27 protein-coding genes are annotated in these 25584 nt (G+C 44.8%); 14 read left to right on the top strand and 13 right to left on the bottom strand.

Annotation, left to right across the window (positions count from 1 at the left end; all coding sequences use genetic code 11):
• Nucleotides 1–2: 2 nt before the first annotated feature.
• Both M1D94_RS04410 and M1D94_RS04405 read right to left on the bottom strand, forming a co-directional pair.
• Nucleotides 3–1178 carry an acetyl-CoA C-acetyltransferase gene (locus M1D94_RS04410; RefSeq protein ID WP_029318441.1) on the bottom strand — a complete coding sequence of 392 codons (1176 nt, stop codon included), beginning with the start codon at nucleotides 1176–1178 and terminating at the stop codon, nucleotides 3–5.
• 10 nt (nucleotides 1179–1188) lie between these two features.
• On the bottom strand, nucleotides 1189–3558 hold the full coding sequence (locus M1D94_RS04405; RefSeq protein WP_253137163.1) for a 3-hydroxyacyl-CoA dehydrogenase/enoyl-CoA hydratase family protein: 2370 nt from the start codon (nucleotides 3556–3558) through the stop codon (nucleotides 1189–1191).
• A gap of 174 nt (nucleotides 3559–3732) precedes the next feature.
• On the opposite strand from M1D94_RS04405, the gene M1D94_RS04400 reads away from it, so the two are divergent.
• Nucleotides 3733–3879, top strand: a complete 147-nt coding sequence (locus M1D94_RS04400) for a YuzL family protein (protein ID WP_003240817.1) — start codon at nucleotides 3733–3735, stop codon at nucleotides 3877–3879.
• Between the two features lie 24 nt (nucleotides 3880–3903).
• On the opposite strand, the gene M1D94_RS04395 is transcribed toward M1D94_RS04400, so the two are convergent.
• Complete coding sequence (locus M1D94_RS04395; RefSeq protein ID WP_038827828.1) at nucleotides 3904–4812, bottom strand: proline dehydrogenase family protein; 909 nt, start codon at nucleotides 4810–4812, stop codon at nucleotides 3904–3906.
• 93 nt (nucleotides 4813–4905) lie between these two features.
• On the opposite strand from M1D94_RS04395, the gene M1D94_RS04390 reads away from it, so the two are divergent.
• From M1D94_RS04390 to mdtP, 4 genes are all read left to right on the top strand, one after another.
• Nucleotides 4906–5151 carry a hypothetical protein gene (locus M1D94_RS04390; RefSeq protein WP_277709017.1) on the top strand — a complete coding sequence of 82 codons (246 nt, stop codon included), beginning with the start codon at nucleotides 4906–4908 and terminating at the stop codon, nucleotides 5149–5151.
• A gap of 12 nt (nucleotides 5152–5163) precedes the next feature.
• Nucleotides 5164–5496, top strand: a complete 333-nt coding sequence (locus M1D94_RS04385; RefSeq protein WP_003222766.1) for a spore coat protein — start codon at nucleotides 5164–5166, stop codon at nucleotides 5494–5496.
• Between the two features lie 158 nt (nucleotides 5497–5654).
• Nucleotides 5655–6122: a MarR family transcriptional regulator MdtR gene (gene mdtR, locus M1D94_RS04380; protein WP_014480800.1), complete on the top strand. Its 468-nt coding sequence runs from the start codon at nucleotides 5655–5657 to the stop codon at nucleotides 6120–6122.
• Nucleotides 6119–7744: a multidrug efflux MFS transporter MdtP gene (mdtP, locus tag M1D94_RS04375; protein WP_003228559.1), complete on the top strand. Its 1626-nt coding sequence runs from the start codon at nucleotides 6119–6121 to the stop codon at nucleotides 7742–7744. The genes mdtR and mdtP overlap by 4 nt, the downstream gene beginning before the upstream one ends.
• A 35-nt stretch (nucleotides 7745–7779) precedes the next feature.
• Here mdtP and M1D94_RS04370 read toward each other — a convergent pair whose 3' ends face one another.
• Together M1D94_RS04370 and M1D94_RS04365 are read right to left on the bottom strand one after the other, a co-directional pair.
• Nucleotides 7780–8163, bottom strand: a complete 384-nt coding sequence (locus tag M1D94_RS04370; RefSeq protein WP_015251261.1) for a tautomerase family protein — start codon at nucleotides 8161–8163, stop codon at nucleotides 7780–7782.
• 18 nt (nucleotides 8164–8181) lie between these two features.
• The gene (locus M1D94_RS04365; RefSeq protein WP_456270433.1) at nucleotides 8182–8922 is read right to left on the bottom strand and encodes an SDR family NAD(P)-dependent oxidoreductase; all 741 of its coding nucleotides are present in this window, start codon (nucleotides 8920–8922) and stop codon (nucleotides 8182–8184) included.
• 133 nt (nucleotides 8923–9055) lie between these two features.
• Between M1D94_RS04365 and M1D94_RS04360 the strand changes: the two genes are divergently transcribed.
• A complete protein-coding gene (locus M1D94_RS04360) occupies nucleotides 9056–9943 on the top strand; it encodes a LysR family transcriptional regulator (protein WP_021480567.1) in 888 nt (295 codons plus the stop codon).
• Between the two features lie 19 nt (nucleotides 9944–9962).
• On the opposite strand, the gene M1D94_RS04355 is transcribed toward M1D94_RS04360, so the two are convergent.
• From M1D94_RS04355 to M1D94_RS04340, 4 genes are all read right to left on the bottom strand, one after another.
• Entirely contained in the window at nucleotides 9963–10250 is a 288-nt protein-coding gene (locus tag M1D94_RS04355; RefSeq protein WP_021480568.1) for a YusU family protein, read from the bottom strand.
• A 24-nt stretch (nucleotides 10251–10274) separates the two neighbouring features.
• Nucleotides 10275–11102: an ABC transporter ATP-binding protein gene (locus tag M1D94_RS04350; protein WP_080265401.1), complete on the bottom strand. Its 828-nt coding sequence runs from the start codon at nucleotides 11100–11102 to the stop codon at nucleotides 10275–10277.
• A 217-nt stretch (nucleotides 11103–11319) separates the two neighbouring features.
• A complete protein-coding gene (locus M1D94_RS04345; RefSeq protein WP_014477935.1) occupies nucleotides 11320–11757 on the bottom strand; it encodes a YusW family protein in 438 nt (145 codons plus the stop codon).
• Between the two features lie 111 nt (nucleotides 11758–11868).
• Nucleotides 11869–13665, bottom strand: a complete 1797-nt coding sequence (locus tag M1D94_RS04340; protein WP_072175788.1) for a M3 family oligoendopeptidase — start codon at nucleotides 13663–13665, stop codon at nucleotides 11869–11871.
• A 134-nt stretch (nucleotides 13666–13799) separates the two neighbouring features.
• On the opposite strand from M1D94_RS04340, the gene M1D94_RS04335 reads away from it, so the two are divergent.
• Both M1D94_RS04335 and mrgA read left to right on the top strand, forming a co-directional pair.
• On the top strand, nucleotides 13800–14642 hold the full coding sequence (locus tag M1D94_RS04335) for an oxidoreductase (protein ID WP_072173519.1): 843 nt from the start codon (nucleotides 13800–13802) through the stop codon (nucleotides 14640–14642).
• 89 nt (nucleotides 14643–14731) lie between these two features.
• Nucleotides 14732–15193, top strand: coding sequence for a metalloregulation DNA-binding stress protein MgrA (gene mrgA / locus M1D94_RS04330; RefSeq protein ID WP_064671603.1), 462 nt, complete (start codon nucleotides 14732–14734; stop codon nucleotides 15191–15193).
• Between the two features lie 42 nt (nucleotides 15194–15235).
• Here the strand turns inward: mrgA and htrB are convergent, their stop codons facing one another.
• The gene (htrB, locus tag M1D94_RS04325; RefSeq protein WP_032726833.1) at nucleotides 15236–16612 is read right to left on the bottom strand and encodes a serine protease Do-like protein HtrB; all 1377 of its coding nucleotides are present in this window, start codon (nucleotides 16610–16612) and stop codon (nucleotides 15236–15238) included.
• A 277-nt stretch (nucleotides 16613–16889) separates the two neighbouring features.
• On the opposite strand from htrB, the gene cssR reads away from it, so the two are divergent.
• Together cssR and cssS are read left to right on the top strand one after the other, a co-directional pair.
• Nucleotides 16890–17567, top strand: a complete 678-nt coding sequence (gene cssR / locus M1D94_RS04320; RefSeq protein ID WP_003228529.1) for a secretion stress-responsive two-component system response regulator CssR — start codon at nucleotides 16890–16892, stop codon at nucleotides 17565–17567.
• Nucleotides 17564–18919, top strand: coding sequence for a secretion stress-responsive two-component system sensor histidine kinase CssS (cssS, locus tag M1D94_RS04315; RefSeq protein ID WP_003228527.1), 1356 nt, complete (start codon nucleotides 17564–17566; stop codon nucleotides 18917–18919). The genes cssR and cssS overlap by 4 nt, the downstream gene beginning before the upstream one ends.
• 27 nt (nucleotides 18920–18946) lie before the next feature.
• Here the strand turns inward: cssS and spxO are convergent, their stop codons facing one another.
• The gene (gene spxO / locus M1D94_RS04310; protein WP_003221681.1) at nucleotides 18947–19111 is read right to left on the bottom strand and encodes an anti-adapter protein SpxO; all 165 of its coding nucleotides are present in this window, start codon (nucleotides 19109–19111) and stop codon (nucleotides 18947–18949) included.
• A gap of 167 nt (nucleotides 19112–19278) precedes the next feature.
• Here spxO and M1D94_RS04305 point away from each other — a divergent pair, with 167 nt between their 5' ends.
• Nucleotides 19279–20154 carry a TetR/AcrR family transcriptional regulator gene (locus M1D94_RS04305; RefSeq protein ID WP_003243192.1) on the top strand — a complete coding sequence of 292 codons (876 nt, stop codon included), beginning with the start codon at nucleotides 19279–19281 and terminating at the stop codon, nucleotides 20152–20154.
• 39 nt (nucleotides 20155–20193) lie between these two features.
• Here the strand turns inward: M1D94_RS04305 and fumC are convergent, their stop codons facing one another.
• Together fumC and M1D94_RS04295 are read right to left on the bottom strand one after the other, a co-directional pair.
• The gene (gene fumC, locus M1D94_RS04300) at nucleotides 20194–21582 is read right to left on the bottom strand and encodes a class II fumarate hydratase (RefSeq protein WP_003228523.1); all 1389 of its coding nucleotides are present in this window, start codon (nucleotides 21580–21582) and stop codon (nucleotides 20194–20196) included.
• A 66-nt stretch (nucleotides 21583–21648) separates the two neighbouring features.
• Nucleotides 21649–21834, bottom strand: a complete 186-nt coding sequence (locus tag M1D94_RS04295; RefSeq protein ID WP_003221676.1) for a YvzF family protein — start codon at nucleotides 21832–21834, stop codon at nucleotides 21649–21651.
• 117 nt (nucleotides 21835–21951) lie between these two features.
• On the opposite strand from M1D94_RS04295, the gene gerAA reads away from it, so the two are divergent.
• From gerAA to gerAC, 3 genes are read left to right on the top strand one after another with little or no spacing between them, the layout of a single operon-like run.
• Nucleotides 21952–23400 carry a spore germination receptor protein GerAA gene (gene gerAA / locus M1D94_RS04290; RefSeq protein WP_032726836.1) on the top strand — a complete coding sequence of 483 codons (1449 nt, stop codon included), beginning with the start codon at nucleotides 21952–21954 and terminating at the stop codon, nucleotides 23398–23400.
• Nucleotides 23369–24466, top strand: coding sequence for a spore germination receptor protein GerAB (gene gerAB / locus M1D94_RS04285; protein WP_021480573.1), 1098 nt, complete (start codon nucleotides 23369–23371; stop codon nucleotides 24464–24466). Before gerAA ends, gerAB begins: the two co-directional genes overlap by 32 nt.
• Complete coding sequence (gene gerAC, locus M1D94_RS04280; protein WP_021480574.1) at nucleotides 24463–25584, top strand: spore germination receptor protein GerAC; 1122 nt, start codon at nucleotides 24463–24465, stop codon at nucleotides 25582–25584. Before gerAB ends, gerAC begins: the two co-directional genes overlap by 4 nt.

The raw sequence follows: 25584 nt of genomic DNA, 5'->3' as shown, positions 1-25584 counted from the left end.
CTTTAGCATAATTCAAATACACCGGCCGCTCCCATCCCGCCGCCGATACACATGGTCACGACTCCAAATTGCTCGTTTCTCCGTTTCATTTCATGGATGAGTGAGAGTGTAAGCTTTGTGCCCGTACAGCCAAGCGGGTGTCCAAGCGCGATTGCGCCCCCGTTGACATTCACTTTTTCTTCATCAATTCCCAATTCCCTGATTACTTGAATGGCCTGTGAGGCAAAAGCTTCATTCAGTTCAAACAAGCCGATGTCCTGCAGCTGAAGTCCGGCAAGCTTCAAAGCGCGCGGAATTGCTTCCACCGGTCCGATTCCCATCACTTCCGGCGGCACGCCGCCTACGGCAAAGGAGCGGAATTTCACAAGCGGCGCCAGGCCAAGAGCATCGGCTTTTTCCCGGTCCATCAGCATGACAGCCGCCGCTCCGTCACTCGTTTGCGAGGAATTGCCCGCAGTCACCGTCCCGTCAACGGAAAAGGCCGGGCGCAATGTCGATAAGATGTCTGCAGTCGTTTGCGGGCGAACACCTTCATCCTGAGAAAATACAAATTGTTTTTCCTGAGGCTTATGGTTTTCTCCAATTTCTGTCACCGTCACTTCTACGGGTACAATTTCATCTTTAAATTTTCCTTCTGCAAGGGCTTTAGCGGCGTTTTGATGGCTGCGAACGGCAAACGCGTCTTGATCCTCACGGGAGACGCCGTATTTTTTCGCGACTTGCTCGGCTGTGTGGCCCATGCTCATATAATATTCCGGTGCCTTTTCTGCCAAAGCAAGGTTCGGACGGGTAACATGCCCCATCATCGGTACTTGCGACATGGATTCCGCTCCGCCGGCGATCGCTGTATCGTAGGCGCCGAGCATAATTTTTTCTGCTGCATATGCAATAGACTGAAGGCCTGAAGAGCAATAACGGTTAACTGTAATCGCCGGAACTGTGTACGGCAGGCCCGCGAGCGCACCGATATTTCTCGCCATATTAAGCCCCTGCTCCGCTTCAGGCGTTGCACAGCCAATAATCAAATCGTCAATATTGCCTTCGTAACCGCCTGCACGTTTCAGTGTCTCTTTTACACAAATCGCTCCCAAATCATCCGGGCGAACGGTGGCCAACGATCCTTTTTTTGCTTTTCCAACCGGTGTTCTTGCACCTGACACAATGACTGCCTCTTTCATAAGCTCCCTCCTAATTCCGTAAAGGTTTACCTTTCACAAGCATATGCTGCATTCTCGCTTGAGATTTTGCCTCTCCTGCCAAACTCAAAAACGCTTCTCTTTCGATCTCCAATAAATACTCTTCATCAACCTCTGTACCAAACGGCACTTTTCCGCCCGCAATGACATAAGCGAGTTTTTTCGCGATCTTGAAATCATGCTCAGATATATAGCCGGACAGCTTCATCTGCTCAGCGCCAAGCAATAGTGCTGCATAACCGGTTTCTCCCGGCACCTTGACCTTTTCTTTTACAGGCGGCCGCCAGCCGGTATCGTATAAAGATGCGGCCAGCTGCTTCGCATCGTATAACAGGTGGTCTTGATTCACGCTGATGTGATCCGTTTCTTTTAAGATGTTCATCTCACGAGCCTCTTGAGCGGAAGCGGACACTTTCGCCATCGCAATCGTTTCAAATGTTTTCATTGCCGCATTCATCGGATCAAGGCCGCGGCGTAGATGATTGATGTACAGCTCTTTGTTTCCCCCTCCGCCAGGGATGAGGCCGACACCTGATTCAACAAGGCCCATATAGGCTTCGCTTGCCGCTTGAATGCGCGCCGCAGGCAGGCATACTTCCGTTCCTCCGCCGAGCGTCATGCCAAATGGCGCGGCGACGACCGGTTTCGCACTGTATTTGATCTTCATCATCGTCTCCTGAAAACGGCGGATCACAAAATCAACTTCCAAAAAGTTGTCATCTTGGACTTCCATTAAGATCATGGCGAGATTCGCGCCGACGCAGAAATTTTTCCCTTGATTGCCGATGACAAGGCCCTTGTAATTCCGCTCTGTTTCCTCTAATCCTTTGTTGATCATTTGAATGATATCGAGGCCGATCGCATTGCTTTTCGAATGAAATTCAAGAAGGGCGACATCATCTCCAAGGTCAATTAAGCTTGCTCCGCTGTTTTTCGCAATCACGCCTTTTGTTTCTTTAAGTGCTTGTAAATGAATTCGTTTTTTGTTTTCTTTCACGGCTCTGTATTCGCCGCGGTCATAATAAAATACCGTTCCGTTCTCTTTGATGTAGAAGGTTTCATTTCCTTTGTCCAGCATCTCTTTTATCCAGCCAGGCATATCTGCTCCAAGCTGCTCGAGCTTTTCCGCTGACTGCCTGAGGCCGATGGCGTCCCACATCTCAAAAGGTCCCAGTTCCCAGCCGAATCCCCACTTCATGGCTTGGTCAATCGCATGAATATCGTCGGCAATCTCGCCAAGCAGCTCGGCTGAGTAAAGCAGGGTTTGAGAAGTGATATTCCACAGCAAACGGCCGGCCCTGTCATCCGAATAAATAAGCGCTTTCATTTTGACTTTTGTCCCTTTTGCCTGTTTTGCCGCTTCAAGTGCCGGTGATTTCATTTTTGTCCGCTCGCCGTAAGTAAGCGTCACTGGGTCAAGCTCATAAATCGTTTTTCCTTCTTTTTTATAAAAGCCTTGGCCGGCCTTGCTTCCGATCCACCCTTTTTCCAGCATATCGTTCATGAAGCTTGGAAGGCGAAACACTTCTTTTTCATCGCCATCAGCTTTGTCATACACATTTCGGGCAACGTGGGCGAATGTATCGAGGCCGACCACATCAAGCGTTCTAAAGGTGGCGCTTTTCGGCCTGCCGATCAGCGGTCCTGTGATCGAATCAACCTCCCCGACCTGATAACCGCCTTTCAGCATTTCTTGGACTGTCACGAGAAGCCCGTAAGTCCCGATTCGGTTTGCGATAAAGTTCGGTGTGTCCTTTGCTGTAACAACGCCTTTCCCGAGGACATTTTCTCCGAAAGCTGTCATAAACTTTAAAATATCAGGATCCGTTTCCTTAATCGGAATGATCTCCAGCAGCTTTAAATAGCGTGCGGGATTAAAAAAATGCGTTCCGAGAAAATGGGCTTTAAAATCATCCGACCGGCCTTCAGCCATTTCCTGCACTGATATGCCGGATGTGTTGCTTGAGACGATGCTTCCAGTCTTTCGATGTTCATCCACAAGAGCGAAAATTTTCTTTTTGACTTCAAGGTTTTCGACAACGACCTCAATAATCCAATCTGCTTCTTTCAGTTTTTCTGCATCATCCTCCAGATTGCCAGGTGTAATATAGGAGGTATTTTTCGCTGATGTGAGGGGAGCGGGCTTTTGTTTCAGCAGTTTTTTCATCGCCTGCCGGCTCAGCCTGCTGCGCACCTCCGGACTGTCCTTCGTCAGCCCCCTTTTTTCCTCTTCCTTTGTCAAATCGTTCGGCACAATATCTAGCAGCAGGACAGGAATTCCGATGTTAGCCAAATGCGCCGCAATCCCGGAACCCATTACCCCCGATCCTAAAACGGCTGCCTTCCGAATGTGTTTGTGCATGAGATATCCCCCTTGAACATTGAATGAATAATCATTCATTTTTTGACCAAAAAAAATGAAACCCGTTTCTTCTTTCATCTTAAAAGATTTCCGGTTCGACTTCAATAGCTAATTTGTTATTTTTTTGTATGAAGCCTATAAAAGTCGGGCAACTTAAGTCCGGAGGTGAAGGGAATGGTACGAGAGAAAAAAAATCCGTCTTCAGCGGCAGTCAGCGCGGCGAGCGTAAAAGGAGATGCCGGTCCGACTCAGCATTACGGCGGCGGAAAACGGACAAGTCAAAATCAGCAGTATAAAAAACATAACATGGAACAATCATAATGCAGCTGCTTCCCGCGGCTGCTTTCACTTTTTCAAAATTCCTTTTAACACAAACGCTGCATTGGCAGGCCGTTCGGCAATTCTTCTCATAAAGTAGCTGAACCAGTCCGTTCCATATGGGACATACACACGCATTCTGTAGCCTTCCTTGGCGAGTTCCTTTTGACGCTCCGGCCTGATGCCGTATAGCATTTGAAACTCAAATTGCGACGCGGGGATTTGATGTTCGGCGACGAGCTGTTTCGTAAATTCAATGATGTCATCGTCATGTGTGGCGACAGCCGTGTAGTTCCCGCTTAACAACTGCAGCTTTATTAAGCTCTGAAAATGAAGGTCCGTTCCTCTTTTGTCGGGAAACGCTACGGCCGCAGATTCTTTATAAGCGCCTTTTACAAGTCTGAGATTCGGCTTTAAGTCCCGCATCTTTCTGATATCTTCTGCCGCCCGGTACAGATACGCCTGAATGACCGTGCCGAGCTTCTCAAATTCCTGTTTGCATTGCCTGTAAATAGAAAGTGTCTGTTCATAATGGGAATAGTCTTCCATATCAATGGTCACAGCAACATCATATTGCTTCGCAACGGAAAGAATGGCGCGCAAATGAGTAAGAGCAAGTTCTTCTGAAAGATCGAGCCCGATTGAGGTCAGCTTAAGTGAAAGCTCTGAGTCCAATTGATGTTCGGCAATGGCTTGAATGGCTTTCTTGCATTCCTCTGCGACTTGGTTTGCTTCTTTTTCCGAAGCTGCATACTCGCCTAAATAATCAATTGTTGCACACAAACCGGATCTGTTTAGCCTTTTGACGGTCTTAACCGCCGATTCAATCGTATCCCCTGCGACAAACCTTCGTGCTCCAAGCCGCGTTCCGTATGCTTTTGCGAACTTGGTAAGTGTTTTATTTTGAGATAAGAATAAAAACACATGTCTCAACATCCGACTCCCTCCCGCCGTCATCTTCAAAACCCTGTATATAACTCCCAGTCTGAAGGAAACTATAAAATGAACAGAAACCAAAGGAGGATCACAATGGATAATCAGCAGCAATCTCAAATGCCGCCTTCCGTTATTTCGACAAAGGATCATTTGTATCTCAATGACATGCTGAACTGGAATTTGCTCGCGATGAAAAAAGCGCATTTCATGGCGCAGCAGTGCCAGAATCAAACGTTAAAGCAAGAACTCGACCGCGTCGGACACATGCATCATGATCACTATCAAAGAATATTAAAGCACCTGCAGCCAGGCCAGCAGCAGTCCGGCTACATCCAATAAGGAGGCGCCAGAATGAATCAGCAAAATCAAAAAATCAGCAACCCGCAGACACCTGTACCGACAACATCGGAAATGAATGACAGAGATTTCGTCAACGAATTGCTGACAACCGAAAAATACATGACAACAGCTTATTGCACTGCTTTGCACGAATTCAGCCACGAGTCTCTTTATCAGGATATTCAATCCATTTTTGATGAGTCACAAAAAGCGCAAAGAAAACTATATGATCTCATGTTCCAATATGGATGGTATTCTGTTGAAGCGGAGGATGCACAAAAGCTGCAGCAGTCCTATCAAAAATTCCAGCAGACCATTCAGCAGCAGTCTCCTTATCAGCAATAACAACATTAGTAAAAAGGATACGATGTTCTTTCGGGCATCTATCCTTTTTTTGTGTAAAATCAGTTGACTTTTCATTTACGCTTATTTATATTTAATAAGCATTAACTATTTTGTCATTAAAATATATATACAGTGTATGTAACAGAGGGGAAATGAATATGAAGAGTGCGGATCAGTTAATGTCCGATATTCAATTATCGCTTCAGGCGCTCTTTCAAAAGATACAGCCTGAAATGCTGGAAAGCATGGAGAAACAAGGTGTCACCCCAGCGCAGCTGTTTGTGCTGGCCAGCCTAAAGAAACACGGCAGCCTCAAAATTTCTGAAATTGCCGAGCGTATGGAGGTGAAGCCAAGCGCGGTGACGCTGATGGCAGATCGCCTTGAACAAAAAAATCTTATCGCCAGAACACACAACACAAAAGACAGGCGAGTGATTGATCTCAGTCTTACTGACGAAGGAGACAGAAAGTTCGAGGAGGTTTTGGCAGGCAGAAAGGCCATTATGGCGCGCTACCTTTCCTTTTTGACGGAGGAGGAAATGCTGCAGGCGGCGCATATTACTGCAAAGCTCGCACAAGCAGCAGAAACGGATGAAAAGCAAAACATGAAAAGAGGAAACGGATGAAAATGAGTAAAGAAGGCAAACAATCAAAACGAACGTTATTAATAACAGGCTTAATTATTGCCATGTTTTTTTCAGCCCTTGACGGTACTATTGTCGGAACGGCCATGCCGAAAATTGTCGGTGATCTGGGCGGTTTGAGCATGATGACCTGGCTGACAACGGCATATTTGTTAACATCAACAACCATTGTTCCAATTGCCGGTAAACTGGCTGATTTATTGGGACGCCGCATTGTCTATGTATCAGGTTTGATTATTTTTATGGCCGCTTCTGCTTTGTGCGGAATGGCCAACAACATGACGGAATTGATTATCTTCCGTGGACTGCAGGGAATCGGCGGAGGCATCATGATGCCGATGGCGATGATTGTCATCGGTGACTTGTTCACAGGAAAACAGCGTGCTAAATTCCAAGGTGTCTTTGGCGCAATTTACGGGCTGGCTTCAGTGATTGGGCCGCAAATCGGCGGCTGGATTGTAGACTCGTTAAACTGGAAATGGGTTTTCTATATTAACCTGCCAGTCGGAATTATTGCGGTTATTTTTATTGCCAGGGGATTACAGGGACGCCAGCAGACTGGGCCGATCAACTTCGATATCGCTGGTATTTTCACAATGATTGTGGGTGTGGTCAGCCTCCTGCTCGCCTTAAGCTTTGGCGGAAAAGATTATGCATGGGATTCATGGCAGATTCTTGGGTTGTTCGCTCTCGCACTGATCGGCATTGTCAGCTTTATCATCGTAGAATCAAAAGCAAAAGAGCCAATCCTGCCAATGTATTTATTTAAAAACAGAACATTTACATTTCTAAACTTGATCGGCTTCTTTATGAGTATCGGTATGTTTGGCGCCATTACGTTTGTTCCTTTCTTTATGCAAGGAATTGTCGGTGTAAGTGCGTCTGAATCGGGTACAATTATGACACCGATGATGATTTCTATGATTATCACAAGTATCATCGGCGGACAGCTTGTTTATAAAATCGGGATTAAACCGCAAATCATTACAGGCATGCTGGTTATGGCCGGCGGATTCCTGCTGTTAACGACATTGGATCTCGACACGAGCAAGCTTGTCGCTACATCTTTTATGGCGATTATTGGTCTGGGAATGGGTCTTGTTATGCCGATTCTGACATTGGCTTTACAGGAAAGCTTTTCGAAGGAGGAGCTTGGAGTTGTCACTTCATCCAGCCAATTCTTCCGTTCTATCGGCGGAACATTCGGCATTACCATGCTGGGAGCCGTAATGAATGCGAGATCAGGAAATCTATTAACAGATAAATTGGTTCCATATTTAGACTCTCTTCCGGCACAGGCAAGCTCGTTTGCCGCCCAGCTAAAGGGTATGATTGATACAAATCCGCAAGGGCTGCTGCAATCACTGTTCAGTCCGGACGCGGTCAAACAAATCCCTGCGGCTTTCTCATCCCATATTGTGCCGATTTTAAAAACATCGTTGATGGATTCGCTCCACAGCGTGTTTTATACGGGCCTGATCTTTATCGCAGTCGGAGCCGTATTCACCTTGTTCTTAAAACCTATCAAGCTATCAAATAAGAAAGCGGAAGACCAACAAGAAAAAGAGAAGGCGGCAAAAGCCGTTGAATCACCTTCCCATTAATAGAGCACCCCGCGGGTATCAATCCGCGGGGTTTTTTATTCAATCATCTGGGCTCTTCCATTTCCGAAAGACCAATCCTCAGCCTGATTTCCGGCCAGCATGATAAACACATCTTCTTTTCTGACACCAAGCTCGGAATGAATCCGGCTCGCGATTGAGCGGTAAAGTGCTTTTTTCTGTTCAGTTGTTCTTGACTGTTTCAGTGTAAAATGAATGTATATCAGTTCATCAGTACGCTCGACTTGGAGATAAAATGGATCATAAAAAAATTCGCTTTTTTCATATTGTCTGATGACTTGAAAATAGTCATCTTCCGGCACATTGATTTCTTCAATCATCGATTGGTGGACAGTCCTGCTCAGTTTTTGAAGCCACGCTTCGCTTCTTCCCGACCGTAAATGAATCTGTACAAATGGCATCTCCCTGCACCCCTTTCTTTACAGCGTCTGTCCGCTGTCAATTGTGATAATTTGGCCTGTGAGTGATTCCTGTTCAATTAGTGAACAAATCAATTTGGCAACATCATCTGGTTCAGCAATACACTGCAGCGGCAAAGAGCCGATCATGCTTTTCATTTTTTCTTCCCGGCCGGCCCACCATCTCGTTGCCACAGCTCCTGGTGCTACACCGCTCACTCTGATTTCAGGCGCTAAGGCGTGAGCCAATGACTTCGTTAAACCGTGCACCGCCGATTTTGATACTGCGTAAGGCATAGATGAGCCCGCACCGGTTAACCCTGCGATGCTGCCGACGTTTACGATCGCCCCGGCCTTGCTTTTCTTCATGAACGGAGCCACTGCCCGCGCGCAGAAAAACATCCCTTTCACATTGACGGCATACAGCTCATCCCATATGTCTTCTGTCGCAGCCTCAAGATTATCCATTGGAATATGCCGTGTAATGCTGGCATTGTTGACTAAAATATCAATCGGGCCGTATGTTTTCACGATTGATTGAACCATATCCTGCACGTCGCTGTTTTTGGATACATCTGCTTGGATGGCGAAGGCTTGCCAGCCAGCTTTTCGAATCTTTTCCACTGTTTCCTCCGCTTCTGATTGCGAGCGTGAATAATTCACCGCCACAATCGCCCCGCGCTTTGCCAATTCCATACTGGCTGCTTTTCCGATTCCTGTGCCGCCCCCCGTTACGAGAGCTATTTTGTTCAAGACATTCATTGCCGCCACTCCTTGCTGTTGACTAAAGTATATTTCTGATTCCATTGTAATCCAGCTTTGATGTTACGTATAATGATTGTTAAAGATACTAGATATCACTTAGATTGATAGCAAACGAACGGAGGAGTTCAAAATGGAAAGCGGAGATTTACGTGTGTTTCAAATGGTAGCTCGTGAAGGAACCATTACGAAAGCAGCCCTGCAGCTTGGCTATGTACAATCGAATGTCACGGCCAGAATTCAGCAATTGGAAGCTGAGCTGGGTACCACACTGTTTTTGCGCCATAATCGGGGCATGACACTTTCTGCAAGCGGAAAATTGCTGCTGGACTACGCAAATAAAATTATCGGCCTGCTTGATGAAGCGTCTAAAGCGCTCTCATCCTCCGCAGAACCAAGCGGGCCGCTTATGATCGGCTCCACTCAGACAACCGCCGCGGTAAGGCTTCCAAAGCTCCTGGCATCTTATTATGAAGAACATCCAAACGTCCAGCTATCTTTAACAACAGGACATACGCAATTTCTCCTTGATAAAGTTCTTCGTTATGAATTGGATGGCGCGTTTATCGGATGCGAATGCCATCATCCTGAGCTCGAATCCTATCCTGCGTTTGAAGAAGAACCAGTAGTTGTTTCGGCTGCCTCCGTGCCCGATGTTGAGGAAGCCATCACAAAGCCGATTCTCGTTTACAGCACAGGCTGTTCGTATCGAGAAACACTTGAAAAATGGCTGCGTTCCGTCGGTGTCACACAGCCGGTCATTATGGAATTTGGGACGCTTGAAGCAATTATCGGCGGAGTTACAGCAGGTCTTGGCATCTCGTTGCTGCCAAGAACGGTTGTGCAGAAACATGAAGCAGAAGGATCAATTCGATTGTACCCGCTGCCTGAAGCGCTCAGCCAGATGAAAACAGAGTTTATTGTTCGAAAAGATTCGTTTATCAGCAGCGCGCTGAGAACCTTTATGGATTCCTTTACGCCAGATAAAACGGCTGAATCACAAAAAAGCAGTCTGCAATAATGAACAGACTGCTTTTTGGCTATTGTTTGTTTCGATGCGCTTCATTTAATTCCTTAATATGCTGAATGATCTCTTTAATGCCCTGCTTTGCATCAGGGTATGTCGCATTCCAATGCTTAGCGAGCGGAGGCATGCTTTTGGCTATATGGGTGTACAAAATCCATTGCTTCACTTCTTCTTTTAGCTCATCGTTTGTCTCACCAAGCAGAAGCTCAGTATACTTCTCCAGCAATCCATCCAGCTGCTCCTGAAGTTTTTGTTCCATTTGCCATCTTCCTTTCGAAAAAACAGCAAGGAGCTTTCTCAATTGAAAGCTCCTTCGCTGCGTTATTTATCCATGCGATGTGAAAGCCGCTTCCTGGACAATGCATCTGCCCCTGCCATGAGGAATGCAAAGAGGCGTTCCGAAGAGCGGGTCCTGTGTAACCTGACAGTTCATAGAAAATACATTTTGCACAAGATCACAAGTGATGACCTCTTCCGGACGGCCTTCTGCATAAATCCGTTTATCTTTTATGGCCACAAGATGATGCGCATAGCGGCACGCCAAGTTTAAGTCATGGAGTACCATAACAATCGTCCGGCCTTCCTTTTCATTCAGCTCAAACAGCAAATCAAGAATTTCAATTTGATGCGTCATGTCTAAATACGTCGTCGGCTCGTCAAGAAGGATGATATCCGTTTCCTGGGCAAGCGTCATCGCAATCCAAGCCCGCTGGCGCTGTCCGCCTGACAAAGAATCAACGGCGCGGTCAGCCATGTCCTCAAGCTTTGTTGCTTTAAGCGCTCTTTCAACTGCTTCCTCATCCTCTTTTGACCACTGCTTCAGCCAGTTTTGGTAAGGATATCTTCCTTGCTTCACCAGCTGATGCACCGTCAGCCCCTCAGGAGCCGAAGGACCTTGAGGCAGGATAGCGAGCTCTTTTGCGACTTCCTTCGTCGGAAGCTTGGCAATCGCTCTTCCTTCCAGCAGCACTGAACCGCCTCTCGGCTTCATCAGGCGCGCTAATGAACGTAAAAGTGTCGATTTTCCGCAGCCATTGCTGCCAATAAATACGGTAATTTCACCTTTGGGAATTGTTAAATTCAACTCATCAATAATAACGGCATCCCCGTATCCTAAGCTCAGCGTTTCTGTAGAAATTGCACTCATACCCATAACCGCTCCTTTTTGCTGGCTTTTTAGCAGCACTATGTATTGCACGTTTTCTATATACATGCTTTTAAGTCAATTATCATCAATGCAAGTGATTCCGATATTCAGCCATTTGATATGGTCATATATCCCTCATTGTAGCAGAAAACACTGACTTTGAAAATCATTTTCAATTAGTTTTATGGACATAATTGACGTTTATGGGTTTTTTATCACAAGATTACTTCTTGATTTCTCTGATGGAGCCGTCCTTCAGCTTCAATTTTAAATCGATATGATCATAATGACTGTCCAGATTAAATGCTGCCAGCACACTGTGTATCACTTCTGTTTCAGCCATTTGGTCTGTCACGGAAAGCTCGCTCAGAATCATTTTCATCTCATCCAATGCTTCTTCTCCCTCCTGATTGACACCGGAGAGCTTATCCTGTATTTCCGCTTTTTCCTGAGTCCCGTTCTTTGTATAGATTCCTTCATAACGGTTATGCTCACCATCCCCGTAGCTCACACGAAGCGAAAAATTGCTGTAGGGAACGGACTTCAGCTGGGTGACGGCTGTATTTTCTCCTTCTGCCTGCTGCTGGTCTTCATTGAAACGGCAGCCCGCAATCAGAACCACTGCGAGACATACAGCCCCGGCTGCTCTGATCAAATGCATATGTTTCTCCCCCCTGTAGGATTCCATTTATTTTAGGTATATCCAGAGAATGAAATCCTCATTCAGAGAAGAATTGAAAAAGCCGGGGCATATAACGCCACGGCTTTTTCTTTAAGATTCGGTCATTTGTAAAAAGGTTTCGGCGTCACGCACAGCCAGCTTGATGGCATTCTCCCAGAAATCGCGCTTTGTGATGTCAGCGCCCAAATGCTTCATCGCCAAATCCTCCACTGTCATAGAAGCCGTATCGCGCAATAGCGCCATATACTTCTCTTCGAATGCATTTTTTTCTTCAAGCGCCAGCGCGTAAATGCCAAGAGAAAACAGGTAGCCGAATGTATAAGGGAAATTGTAAAACGGCACCCTCGTGATGTGAAAATGAAGCTTTGATGCCCAAAAAAGCGGATGATATTCTTCTAACGCATTGCAGTATGCCTCTCTTTGCGCCTCTTCCATCAGCTCATTCAAGCGGCTGGCCGGTACCACTCCCCGCTTTCGTTCCTCGTAGAATCTCGTTTCGAATAGAAATCTTGCGTGAATGTTCATGAAGAACGCAACGCTTCTTTGCACTTTATCCTCCAGAAGAACAAGCTTTTCTTCCCTCGTCTCGGCCTGCTGGACAGTCGCGTCCGCCACTATCATCTCTGCAAACGTTGAAGCTGTTTCTGCAACGTTCATGGCGTAGGAACGGTTTAACGGCCTGACGTTGAGCATTGCTTCCTGATGGAACGCGTGCCCGAGTTCATGCGCAAGGGTAGAGACATTTGAGGCGCTTCCCGAAAATGTCATGAAAATCCGGGATTCCCCGCTGTCCGGAAAACTGGTGCAAAAGCCGCCGACTCTTTTTCCGCTCCTGTCTTCCGCCTCAATCCAGCCGTCCCGAAACGCTTTTTCAGTGAATGAGGACAGTTTTTTGCCAAACGTTGAAAACTGGCTGGTAATGATATTTGCGGCTTCATCATACGAATAGACCTTTCCGTCAGAACCGATCGGTGCCTCGACATCGTACCAGCTGAGTTTTTCAAGGCCGAGCATGGATGCTTTCCGGTTCAAAAACTGAACGAACGGCTTCTTGTTTTCAGTGATGACCTGCCACATCGTATCAAGTGTTTCTTTTTTCATCCTGTTAATTTGCAGCGGTTCCTTCAGGACATTCTCCCAACCGCGCGCTTTATAGGTTTCAAGCCGGAATCCCGCCAAATGATTCAGCGTGCTGCTGAAAATATCTTGCTTACTCTCCCAAGCTTGGCGGAAACGTTCATATACTGTTTTTCTGACAGTACGGTCTTGATGGTCCATCATATTCTCCGCCTGACCGACAGACAATTGCTTGTTTTCACCGTTTTCCTCATACGGGATCGTCATTTTCCCGACAATCATATTGTATAAGTCACTCCAAGCGTGATATCCGTCCACCGCAAGGTTCCCGATCAGTTTTTCTTTACCGGGGCTAAGCTTTTCGGCAACCCTCTGTCTTCTTTCATTTAATATGTAAGAAACATCGCGCAATCCCGGTTTTGTTAACAACCTATTCCACACTTCTTGATCAATGTCCACAAGTTTATGATCTAATGTAACGAGCGACGATTGAAAATCTGCGGAAAGCCGGTTCATGAGTGCCTGATGCTCTATAGCCTTTTGATCATTGATATTCTGGGCCTGAAGACAGGCAACAAACGCGCCGGCCTGCTGAAGCTTGACGGATGTCTGTTCGAATAAATCAAGCAACGCGGTCAGCCCTTCAGCCTCTTCAGGCGATTCAGGCACCTGAAACGCATCAGTCCTGTCTTGAAATGCACGCAGACTTTGTGACAGCTTCTCAATATAACCTTTGAATTCTTCCGATTGGCTCCCGCCCTTAAAAAATGAATCAAGATCCCATCTTTGGCCTACCCCTTGCAGCGCCATATCACAAAACCCCTTTCCTTCTTTCGTTCTATTATAGAACAATTCTGAATTGTTGTATAAAAATTTCTTTTTACAGGCGTCATCTCCTGTTCAGGATAGTACAATAGCTGTAGCCGTTTAATAGGAGGTATAGGATGAATAAAAAAATAGCCATCGTAACAGGAGCGTCCAGCGGCTTCGGTCTGCTGGCAGCTGTAAAGCTTGCCCGATCATTTTTCGTGATAGCCACATCAAGACAGCCTGAAAAAGCGGAACAGCTTCGAGAATTGGCTGCAGCACACAATGTGTCTGATTCTATTCACATTACAGCTCTCGATGTCACCGATGAACAATCTATAGTCTCATTCGGAAAAGCCATTAGTGCTTACGCCCCGATCGACTTACTCGTTAACAACGCCGGAACGGCTTATGGAGGATTTATCGAGGATGTGCCGATGGAACATTTCAGAGAACAATTTGAAACGAATGTCTTCGGTGTGATCCATGTGACAAAAACCGTTCTCCCTTACATAAGAAAGCATGGCGGCGCAAAGATTATAAACGTGAGCAGCATCAGCGGACTGACCGGATTCCCAGCGCTGTCGCCATATGTTTCTTCCAAGCATGCATTGGAAGGTTTTTCTGAAAGCCTGCGTATCGAGCTGCTTCCGTTCGGTATCGAAACCGCTTTGATCGAGCCGGGCTCATACAAGACATCGATCTGGTCAACGTCATTATCAAATTTTATGTCGGTGCCTGCTGACGATTCAGCCTATCATCAATACTATAAAAAGATCCTTTCCTACGTTGAAAAAAACGGAGAAGAAAGCGGAGATCCCCAAGAGGTTGCCGACCTCATTTATCAATTGGCAACAAAACAGCATATCAAGAAATTGCGATACCCGATCGGAAAGGGCATCAAGCTCACCCTGCTGTTCCGATCGCTTTTTCCTTGGTCTGCGTGGGAGTCTATCCTGAAGAAAAAGCTATTCAGCTGATCTAAATTATAATTATTATAATTTAGTATTGATTTTTATTTAGTATATGATATAATTAAGTCAACAGATCACAAGGAGGACGTTATCTTATGAAAACTGAAAACGCAAAAACAAATCAAACATTAGTTGAGAATTCAATGAACACACAATTATCAAACTGGTTTCTTTTATACTCTAAGCTCCACCGTTTTCATTGGTATGTGAAAGGGCCTCATTTCTTTACATTGCACGAGAAATTTGAAGAACTTTATGACCATGCGGCTGAAACAGTGGATACCATCGCTGAGCGCCTGCTGGCGATTGGCGGACAGCCTGTTGCCACAGTGAAAGAATACACTGAGCATGCATCTATCACAGACGACGGAAACGAAACATCAGCTTCAGAAATGGTACAAGCATTGGTAAACGACTACAAACAAATCAGCAGCGAATCTAAATTCGTGATCGGCCTGGCTGAAGAAAATCAAGACAATGCGACAGCGGACTTGTTTGTCGGATTAATTGAAGAAGTTGAAAAACAAGTGTGGATGCTTTCCTCTTACTTAGGATAAAAAAAGCTGAACCCTATTTGGGTTCAGCTTTTTGTTTTTTTCTTAGCTTGAACTGCTTTCTGTCTGCTTGGTCAGTGTCGCGTTCAACGTTTTCGTTTTTCCCTTTCGCAGCACTTGGATTGTTGTTTTATCTCCGACTTTTAAGTCTTTGTAAAGGATCTGACGGATATCCGCACTGCTTTCCACGTCTTTACCGTTTAGTTTGACAATGACATCCTCAGATTTAATACCTGCTTTTTCTGCCGGCGAATTTGCTTGAACTTCTTTTACATAAACACCTTTGCCCAATTGATCTCCAAACAGGCCGAGCGTATTTTCCTGATAGGTTTCAGGAACTTGTGACATGTCAATCATCTGCACGCCTAAAAACGGACGGTCCACCTTCCCGTTTTGCAGCAGCTGGTCAACAATCGGCTCGACATCATTGCTTGGGATCGCAAATCCAAGTGATTCCACGCCGCTTTCGCTCACCTTCAAGCTGTTGATGCCGATGACCTGGCCGCTTGCATTGATTAATGGGCCTCCGCTGTTCCCCGGATTGATCGCTGCATCGGTTTGCAGCACGTTCATTTCCACCGTCCCTTGTGTTGTATCCACATCAATTGTCCGGTTCAGTCCGCTAATGATGCCTTGTGTCACCGTACCGGAAAACTGCTGTCCGAGCGGGTTACCGATAGCGATTACCTTTTCGCCAGTGCGCAGCTGTGAAGAATCACCAAAGCTCGCCACTTTTTTGACGTTCTTGCTGCTGATTTCCAAAACTGCCAAATCAGTAATGGTATCGCTGCCGACAAGCTTGGCAGTTTCCGTTTCTCCGTTGTATAGCGTAACAGTCAGCTTGTTCGCGCCTTCAACGACATGGTTGTTTGTAATGATATACGCTTTATCGCTGTCTTTTTTGAAAATAACACCTGACCCGGTTCCGCTTTCACTTTCTGAGCTGGAGCCTCCTCCCGTGCCGAATGTGTTATTTTGAGAGGTTTGGATATTTGAGATTCCGACAATCGTAGGCTCTAAATCCTCTACCATATCAGCGATGTTTGATGCGTTCGTTATCGGCGCCGTTGTAAAATTATCAGACTGCACCTGTTTATTTGCGGAAGCGGTTTCGGTCGCCTGATTTTGGTCTGACGGCAGATAAGGCGCGATGCCAAGCATGAGGCCCCCGCCGATAATACCGCCTAAAATCGGGCTCAGCCATGCGGCTCTCCGTTTCTTTTCTTTTTTCACAGCCGTTTCTTGCTTTTCCATTTCTAAAGCAGAAGCCGTTTCCTGCCGTCCCGCTTCATACGACACAGGCGCGTCAAGCAATTCTTGTTCAGAATGTCCAATCAGCTTCTGGTTTTCTGTATTCTGCTGTTCTGTATGTGAAGGTTCAGTTTGATGTTGATCGTTTTGGCCATCACGTCGATAATCCATGTTCTTACACTCCTTTAACGGTTATTCATTTATCGTTACATATTCATCGCATGTACAAGTTCAATTGTCCCAATAATGAGGAGAAAAGCAAAGCACCAAAATAGAATATGTTTGATCATCCTACATCTTCCTCGCTCTTTTTCTCTTCCTTTCTTCCCTTATACATATCATAAACAAACATTGTGGGATAAAAATGAAAAGAATATGTGAAATTATGAAAATTGCCTGCCGTATGTTAAAACTAGTTTATAATGACGTTGAAAGGATGTGAAGAGCCTTGTCATACACCATTTATCTAGTTGAAGATGAGGATAACCTGAATGAACTGCTGACGAAGTATTTAGAGAATGAGGGCTGGAACATTACATCTTTTACGAAAGGTGAAGACGCCAGAAAGAAAATGACACCGTCTCCCCACCTATGGATTCTCGATATCATGCTGCCGGATACCGACGGCTATACATTAATAAAAGAAATCAAGGCGAAAGATCCTGACGTGCCGGTCATTTTTATTTCCGCCCGAGATGCGGATATTGACAGAGTGCTTGGCTTAGAGCTTGGCAGCAATGACTACATTTCCAAGCCGTTTCTGCCGCGGGAGCTGATTATCCGTGTGCAAAAGCTGCTGCAGCTCGTATATAAGGAAGCTCCTCCTGTCCAAAAAAATGAAATTGCCGTCTCCTCGTATCGGGTTGCTGAAGACGCCCGCGAGGTTTATGACGAAAACGGGAATATCATCAATTTGACGTCAAAGGAATTTGATCTGCTGCTATTATTTATCCATCATAAAGGGCATCCGTACTCTCGTGAGGATATCCTCCTAAAAGTGTGGGGACATGACTACTTCGGAACAGACCGGGTCGTTGATGATCTCGTCCGGAGACTGCGCAGAAAGATGCCTGAATTGAAGGTGGAGACGATTTACGGTTTCGGCTACAGGATGATGTCATCATGAAAAACAAGCCGCTCGCGTTTCAGATATGGGTTGTCATATCCGGCATCCTGTTAGCGATATCGATTTTACTGCTTGTGTTATTTTCAAACACGCTGCGAGATTTTTTCACTAATGAAACGTATACGACGATTGAAAATGAGCAGCATGTTCTGACAGAGTACCGCCTGCCAGGTTCGATTGAAAGGCGCTATTACAGCGAGGAAGCGACGGCACCGACAACTGTCCGCTCCGTACAGCACGTGCTCCTTCCTGAAAATGAAGAGGCTTCTTCAGACAAGGATTTAAGCATTCTGTCATCTTCATTTATCCACAAGGTGTACAAGCTGGCTGATAAGCAGGAAGCTAAAAAGAAACGTTACAGCGCCGACGTCAATGGAGAGAAAGTGTTTTTTGTCATTAAAAAGGGACTTTCAGTCAATGGACAATCAGCGATGATGCTCTCTTACGCGCTTGATTCTTATCGGGACGATTTGGCCTATACCTTGTTCAAACAGCTTCTGTTTATTATAGCTGTCGTCATTTTATTAAGCTGGATTCCGGCTATTTGGCTTGCAAAGTATTTATCAAGGCCTCTTGTATCATTTGAAAAACACGTCAAACGGATTTCTGAACAGGATTGGGATGACCCAGTAAAAGTGGACCGGAAAGATGAAATCGGCAAATTGGGCCATACCATCGAAGAGATGCGCCAAAAGCTTGTGCAAAAGGATGAAACAGAAAGAACTCTATTGCAAAATATCTCTCATGATTTAAAAACGCCGGTCATGGTCATCAGAGGCTATACACAATCAATTAAAGACGGGATTTTTCCCAAAGGAGACCTTGAAAACACTGTAGATGTTATTGAATGCGAAGCTCTTAAGCTGGAGAAAAAAATAAAGGATTTATTATATTTAACGAAGCTGGATTATTTAGCGAAGCAAAAAGTGCAGCACGACATGTTCAGTATTGTGGAAGTGACAGAAGAAGTCATCGAACGATTGAAGTGGGCGCGGAAAGAACTATCGTGGGAAATTGATGTAGAAGAGGATATTTTGATGCCGGGCGATCCGGAGCAATGGAACAAACTCCTCGAAAACATTCTAGAAAATCAAATCCGCTATGCTGAGACAAAAATAGAAATCAGCATGAAACAAGATGATCGAAATATCGTGATCACCATTAAAAATGACGGTCCGCATATTGAAGATGAGATGCTCTCCAGCCTCTATGAGCCTTTTAATAAAGGGAAGAAAGGCGAATTCGGCATTGGTCTAAGCATCGTAAAACGAATTTTAACTCTTCATAAGGCATCTATCTCAATTGAAAATGACAAAACGGGTGTAACATACCGCATAGCAGTGCCAAAATAGACTGTAGATGTTTTGCAGTCTATTTTTTTATGTGAAAGAATAGCCGTTAAAATCTCTGTAATTTGTTTTGAGCGGCTGTTTGCATTGATGAACCCATTTTTTCTCTGACAAGGTCTGCTTCGGATATTTGACTTTCTCCACTTTGATTCCTCTGTTTCGCAAGCGGCTGATCATTTCGTCCAATTCTCTCATTCTAGATTCACCCTTTCGCTTGAGCTTTGACCATTCGGTCATCTCAATTTATAATATAAATAATACATGATAAAAAAACAAGTTACAATAAGGTTAATTTTATAACAGACGGTGTGACTATATGGTCATATCCTAGCAGGCCTCCGGGCTCCGAAAGGGTGGAACCATTGAAGGAAAAAGAAAAACTGATTATTGAAACAGCCTTAAAACTATTTGCCCAAAAAGGATACAACTCAACATCAGTCCAGGAAATCGCAAAAGAGTGCAAAATATCTAAAGGCGCTTTTTATATTTATTTTCCTTCGAAAGAAGCGCTTCTTCTCTCTATGCTGAACTACTATTATGATAAAACGTTTACCCGAATTTTAAATATTAAAACGAAGGGCGACAGCCCCAGAACGGCTTACCGTAAACAGCTGACCGTCCTCTATGAAAACATTCTTGAACACAAAGATTTTATCAGCATGCAGTTGAAGGAGGGTTCTCTGCCTTACACAGAAGAAGTGGAGCAATGCGCAAAAAAAATCCGCCAGTCCTCACTTCAATTTCATATCGACAGCCTGCTGAACATCTATGGAAAAAAAGCGGAACCGTACACTGCTGAGCTTTGTTTTTTAATAGAGGGCATCAGCCAGATTTACCTGGAATGCATGATTTTGCTCGGGTACACTGTGAAGCCGTCTCAATTAGCTGATATCATTATGAATCGAATTGATGATATGGTAAAAGGCATGTCTGAACGAAACGATAAGCCTTTCATCACATTGGAAGAGGCGAGCTCTTTATTCGGGCCTCTTACGCACGGACGGCCTGACCCGCTGACTGAATCGATTGTGAAAAGCCTACGTGACAAAATTAACAGCTTAAACACAAACTCCTCTCTTGAATTATCGGAGAGCTTGGACATACTTGAAGCAGAAATGAAGAAAAAAACACCGAAGCTGGCGATCATAAAAGGAATGATTCATAATCTGACGGAGTCTGAAGCTCTCGCCAAAGATGCGGAACAGCTTAAATATTTATTAAAACAGCAACATATTTAGAAGAACGGCTGCTTAAAAAGCAGCCGTTCTTTCTTACTATTACGCCTTTGGTTTTACCATGTCTTCCGGCTTAACCATTTCGTTAAATTGCTCCTCTGTCAGCAATTCAAGCTTCAAAGCTGCTTCTTTGAGCGTCAATCCCTCTTTATGTGCAAGCTTGGCGATTTTCGCCGCGTTTTCATAACCGATATGCGGGTTCAGCGCCGTAACAAGCATTAATGAATTTGACAGGTTTTCCTGAATGGTTTCTTTATTAGGCTCAATACCGACAGCACATTTATCATGGAATGAATTCATGCCGTCACTGAGCAGCTGCACAGATTGCAGGAAGTTGTAAATAATAACAGGCTTAAACACGTTCAGTTCAAAGTTTCCCTGACTCGCAGCAAAGCCGATTGTAGCATCGTTCCCCATGATTTGCGCTGCGATCATTGTTAACGCTTCGCTTTGTGTCGGGTTGACTTTACCAGGCATAATGGAGCTTCCCGGCTCATTTTCAGGAATGACGATCTCCCCGATGCCGCAGCGAGGTCCGCTTGCGAGCCATCTGACATCGTTCGCGATTTTCATTAAGTCAGCCGCAAGCGCTTTTAATGCGCCATGCGCATAAGTGATTTCGTCATGGCTTGTCAGCGCGTGAAATTTATTCGGTGAACTGCTAAACGTTTGGCCGGTCAGCTTAGTGATCTCTTCTGAGACAAGCTCTCCAAACTCTGGGTGGGCGTTGATACCCGTTCCGACAGCCGTTCCACCAATTGCAAGCGCACGCATTTTATCTGTCGCTTCCAAAATCATTTCCTTCGAACGGTCCAGCATGTGAACCCATCCGCTGATTTCCTGTCCGAGGGTCAGTGGCGTAGCATCCTGAAGATGCGTGCGTCCGATTTTGACAATATCATTGTATGCTTTTGCTTTTTCATCCAGTGTATTGCGAAGCTGATCAAGCGCCGGCACAAGCTGCTCGTAAACAGCCAAAACAGCGGCAACATGCATCGCCGTCGGGAATGTGTCGTTTGAGCTTTGGCTTCGGTTCACGTCATCATTTGGATGAATCGTTTGATCAGAGTTCTTCTCTTTTAATAAAGCAGTCGCACGGTTGGCTACCACTTCGTTCATGTTCATATTGCTTTGTGTGCCGCTTCCGGTCTGCCATACGACAAGCGGGAAGTTGTCATCGTACTTGCCTTTGAGCACATCATCACAAACCGCTGCAATCGCTTCTGCTTTTTCAGCATCCAGATTGCCGAGGCGTTTATTAGCTAAAGCAGTGCTTCGTTTTAAAATTGCAAACGCCTTCACAACACGCATCGGCATTTTTTCAGAACCGATCTTAAAGTTCTCCTTACTTCGCTGTGTTTGGGCGCCCCAAAATTTATCAGCAGGAACTTTTACTTCTCCCATGGTGTCTCGTTCAATTCTGTATTCCATTTATGTATCCCTCCATAACGGTTGCTTCAATAGATCATAATTCGCCAATGACACAAAAAATCCTTTTTATTTTTCGATCTTGGCAGATTTTAATTTTAATTCAAGATATACGCGGGAATCCTTTGAATATTTGTATTTTGGATTCGTCCTTCCGTACTCCTTTGATGTATAAGAGACATCATAATGCTTTTCAAATGATCTAATGAGCTGTTCAATTTCTTCTTGTTTTCCAGCTAGCCTTACCTGTGCCACTTCGTATCCTCCGCTTTCATAAAAAAACTTACTCCATGAAATACTCTAACACAGTATATCATTTTTTTAACAGGAAAAGATAACCTCTACTAAGGTTTTGGATAAGAGGTGACCTCATTGGAACAAACAGAGTTTAAGGAATATATACACGATAATTTAGCATTGGTGCTGCCAAAATTAAAAGAAAACGATGATCTGGTGAAAAACAAAAAAATGCTTGCGAACGGACTGGTTTTTTACTATCTCTATTTCAGTGAACTGACTGATGAGAATAAGGTGTCAGAAGCCATTAAAACTTTAATTAAAGATGAGGAGACCTTAACGCTTGACCAGGTCAAAAAACGCCTTGACCAGCTTGACGCAAGACCTGTTGAAACCGCAAAAAAAACGATTGAATCGATTCTCAACGGCAATTGTGCTGTGTTTATCAACGGATTGGATAAAGCCTATATTCTGACCACAGGAAAGAAAAAAACAAGAAGCCTGACAGAGCCGACAACTGAAAAAGTGGTACGCGGCCCAAAAGTTGCGTTTGTAGAGGATATTGATACAAATCTCGCTCTGATCAGACAAAGAACCTCTCATCCGAAATTGATCACCAAAAAAATCATGATCGGCGAAAACAAGCTGAAGCCCGCAGCCATTATGTACATTGAGGGCAAAGCGAAAAAGTCCGTCATAAAAGAAGTGAAGGCGCGGCTTAAAAATATCCAGCTGGAAGATATCCAGGACAGCGGAACGCTCGAGGAGCTCATTGAAGATAATAAATATTCACCATTTCCGCAGATACAAAATACGGAAAGACCTGACAAAGTATCTTCAGCCCTGTTTAACGGCCGTGTGGCAATTTTGGTCGACAGTTCACCATTTGTGCTGCTGGTGCCGGTTTCTCTCGGCATCCTGATGCAATCCCCGGATGACTACTATGAACGCTGGATTTCAGCATCTCTTATCCGGTCGCTGCGCTTTGCTTCTATCTTTATCACCTTGTTTTTGTCATCGATTTATATAGCACTTGTTTCCTTCCATCAGGGGCTGCTGCCGACCGCGCTCGCCGTTACAATTTCGGCGAACAGGGAAAACGTGCCGTTCCCTCCGATATTTGAAGCCCTGCTGATGGAAGTCACCATCGAGCTGCTAAGGGAAGCCGGACTGCGACTCCCCAATCCGCTCGGACAGACGATCGGCCTCGTTGGGGGCGTAGTCATCGGACAGGCTGCTGTAGAAGCGAATCTCGTCAGTTCGATTATGGTCATTGTCGTCAGTGTCATTGCCCTGGCATCCTTTACCGTTCCTCAATACGGAATGGGTCTGTCTTTCCGGGTGCTGCGTTTTATTTCGATGTTTTCCGCCGCTATTTTAGGGCTGTACGGCATTATTTTATTTATGCTTGTCGTTTATACGCACTTAACGAGACAAACGAGCTTTGGGTCTCCGTATTTTTCGCCAAACGGATTCTTTAGCCTGAAAAATACGGATGACTCCATTATCCGTCTCCCAATTAAAAACAAACCAAAAGAGGCGAATAATCCAAATGAGCCAAAAACAGACTCCACTGAAACTTAATACCTTTCAAGGTATTTCTATTGTTGCAAATACAATGCTTGGGGCCGGACTTTTAACATTGCCGCGAGCGCTGACCACTAAGGCTAATACGCCTGACGGCTGGATCACGCTGATATTAGAAGGTTTCATTTTTATTTTCTTCATTTATTTAAACACGCTCATTCAGAAAAAACATCAATACCCTTCACTCTTTGAATATTTGAAGGAAGGGCTTGGGAAATGGATCGGCAGCATCATCGGCCTTTTGATCTGCGGCTATTTCCTCGGCGTAGCCAGCTTCGAGACACGGGCAATGGCTGAAATGGTGAAGTTTTTCCTGCTGGAGAGAACCCCAATTCAAGTCATTATTTTAACGTTTATTTGCTGCGGTATTTATTTAATCGTCGGGGGTTTAAGTGATGTGTCGCGGCTGTTTCCCTTTTATTTAACGGTAACCATTATTATTTTGCTGGTTGTGTTTGGGATCAGTTTTAAAATTTTTGATATTAATAATTTGCGTCCTGTTTTAGGCGAAGGCCTTGGACCCATTGCAAACTCCCTTACCGTCGTTTCCATCTCTTTTTTAGGAATGGAAGTGATGCTGTTTCTTCCTGAACATATGAAGAAAAAGAAATACACGTTCAGATATGCGTCTCTAGGATTTCTGATTCCGATTATCTTATATATCCTTACGTATATTATCGTTGTCGGAGCTTTGACCGCTCCCGAGGTAAAAACGCTGATTTGGCCGACTATTTCTCTCTTTCAGTCCTTTGAGCTTAAAGGCATATTTATTGAACGGTTTGAATCGTTTTTACTGGTGGTCTGGATCATCCAGTTTTTCACCACATTTGTCATTTACGGATACTTTGCCGCTAACGGGCTAAAGAAGACATTCGGATTATCGACTAAAACAAGCATGGTGATTATCGGCATAACGGTCTTTTATTTTTCTCTCTGGCCGGATGACGCCAATCAAGTCATGGTGTATAGCGATTATCTTGGCTATATTTTTGTCTCCCTGTTTCTGCTTCCCTTCATTCTCTTTTTCATTGTAGCTCTCAAGAGGAGGATTACAGCAAAATGAAAATCCGGATTTTATGTATGTTTATATGCACCCTATTGCTGTCCGGATGCTGGGACAGTGAGAATATCGAGGAATTAAGCTTAGTGATCGGAGTAGGGCTAGACAAGCCTGACGATGAAAACTTAGAGCTGACACAGCAAATTCTCGTGCCGAAAAAAATTAGTGCCAAGGAGGGCTCTTCATCTGATCCGACACAGCTTTCTATCACAAAGGGTGAAACTGTCCATCAAATGATGAGAACCTCTGCATTAAAGCATAATCCTACGTTTTCACAGCATTTGCGTCTCATTCTGCTTTCCAAAAGCGTGATTGCGGATCAAATTGGAATGGACGCGATCATTAACCAGTTTGTCAGAGACAACGGAACAAGGAGGAGTTCCTATGTCTTTATCACCAACGGCCGAACTAAGGATATATTTAACATGAATGATGAAGGCGAACCCGCATCCAACGTGATATATGATCTGACAGAGAATAATAAGGTGACGATCAGAATGATGGAGCCAGTTACATTGGGGGAGATCTCAGAACACTTAACCTCTGACGATTCATTCCTCATCCCTCATGTCGGTAAGGAAAACGGCAAGCTCGCGATAAACGGAGCCTCTATCATCAAAAATAAATTATGGCACCGGGATCTCACCCCGATTGAGGTTCAAAATATTAACTTATTTTCAGGCACTGTCGAGGGAGGCGTCATTGACTTGAAGCGCGATGGCCATCTCTTTTCTTATGAAGTATATTCGAGCAATCGGAAGATCAAGACGGCCTATAAGGACGGAAAGTTCAAATTCACCGTCACCCGCACTATTGAAGGTCGTCTATCTGAGGACTGGAATCCCAGTGAAGATTCGTTTAAGGATTCATATATTAAAAGCATTGAAAAGGCAGTCGAAAAACGAATACACAAAACAGTAACGACATTTATTACAGAGAAGCTGCAGAAAGAGATCAAAGCGGATGTGACCGGATTGGGAAACCAAGTCAGAATTCATTATCCTCAAAAGTGGAAAAAGATCGCAAGAAAATGGGATGATGATTATTTCAGCAATGCGGAAATAGACTACCGGGTCAATGTGATTGTCAGAGACTTCGGAACGAAAGGCGCAAACAAATAG

The organism is Bacillus sp. JZ109 (genome assembly GCF_053903135.1).
The sequence above is the reverse complement of the archived record's forward strand: the minus strand, read 5'-3'. Positions and strand labels throughout refer to the sequence as shown.

Excerpts from the sequence above, each read along its gene's own strand:
- M1D94_RS04410 (WP_029318441.1), bottom strand. The coding sequence starts at position 1,178 with ATGAAAGAGGCAGTCATTGTGTCAGGTGCAAGAACACCGGTTGGAAAA.
- M1D94_RS04405 (WP_253137163.1), bottom strand. The coding sequence starts at position 3,558 with ATGCACAAACACATTCGGAAGGCAGCCGTTTTAGGATCGGGGGTAATG.
- M1D94_RS04400 (WP_003240817.1), top strand. The coding sequence starts at position 3,733 with ATGGTACGAGAGAAAAAAAATCCGTCTTCAGCGGCAGTCAGCGCGGCG.
- M1D94_RS04395 (WP_038827828.1), bottom strand. The coding sequence starts at position 4,812 with ATGTTGAGACATGTGTTTTTATTCTTATCTCAAAATAAAACACTTACC.
- M1D94_RS04390 (WP_277709017.1), top strand. The coding sequence starts at position 4,906 with ATGGATAATCAGCAGCAATCTCAAATGCCGCCTTCCGTTATTTCGACA.
- M1D94_RS04385 (WP_003222766.1), top strand. The coding sequence starts at position 5,164 with ATGAATCAGCAAAATCAAAAAATCAGCAACCCGCAGACACCTGTACCG.
- mdtR (WP_014480800.1), top strand. The coding sequence starts at position 5,655 with ATGAAGAGTGCGGATCAGTTAATGTCCGATATTCAATTATCGCTTCAG.
- mdtP (WP_003228559.1), top strand. The coding sequence starts at position 6,119 with ATGAAAATGAGTAAAGAAGGCAAACAATCAAAACGAACGTTATTAATA.
- M1D94_RS04370 (WP_015251261.1), bottom strand. The coding sequence starts at position 8,163 with ATGCCATTTGTACAGATTCATTTACGGTCGGGAAGAAGCGAAGCGTGG.
- M1D94_RS04365 (WP_456270433.1), bottom strand. The coding sequence starts at position 8,922 with ATGAATGTCTTGAACAAAATAGCTCTCGTAACGGGGGGCGGCACAGGA.
- M1D94_RS04360 (WP_021480567.1), top strand. The coding sequence starts at position 9,056 with ATGGAAAGCGGAGATTTACGTGTGTTTCAAATGGTAGCTCGTGAAGGA.
- M1D94_RS04350 (WP_080265401.1), bottom strand. The coding sequence starts at position 11,102 with ATGGGTATGAGTGCAATTTCTACAGAAACGCTGAGCTTAGGATACGGG.
- M1D94_RS04345 (WP_014477935.1), bottom strand. The coding sequence starts at position 11,757 with ATGCATTTGATCAGAGCAGCCGGGGCTGTATGTCTCGCAGTGGTTCTG.
- M1D94_RS04340 (WP_072175788.1), bottom strand. The coding sequence starts at position 13,665 with ATGGCGCTGCAAGGGGTAGGCCAAAGATGGGATCTTGATTCATTTTTT.
- M1D94_RS04335 (WP_072173519.1), top strand. The coding sequence starts at position 13,800 with ATGAATAAAAAAATAGCCATCGTAACAGGAGCGTCCAGCGGCTTCGGT.
- mrgA (WP_064671603.1), top strand. The coding sequence starts at position 14,732 with ATGAAAACTGAAAACGCAAAAACAAATCAAACATTAGTTGAGAATTCA.
- htrB (WP_032726833.1), bottom strand. The coding sequence starts at position 16,612 with ATGGATTATCGACGTGATGGCCAAAACGATCAACATCAAACTGAACCT.
- cssS (WP_003228527.1), top strand. The coding sequence starts at position 17,564 with ATGAAAAACAAGCCGCTCGCGTTTCAGATATGGGTTGTCATATCCGGC.
- spxO (WP_003221681.1), bottom strand. The coding sequence starts at position 19,111 with ATGAGAGAATTGGACGAAATGATCAGCCGCTTGCGAAACAGAGGAATC.
- fumC (WP_003228523.1), bottom strand. The coding sequence starts at position 21,582 with ATGGAATACAGAATTGAACGAGACACCATGGGAGAAGTAAAAGTTCCT.
- gerAB (WP_021480573.1), top strand. The coding sequence starts at position 23,369 with ATGAGCCAAAAACAGACTCCACTGAAACTTAATACCTTTCAAGGTATT.
- gerAC (WP_021480574.1), top strand. The coding sequence starts at position 24,463 with ATGAAAATCCGGATTTTATGTATGTTTATATGCACCCTATTGCTGTCC.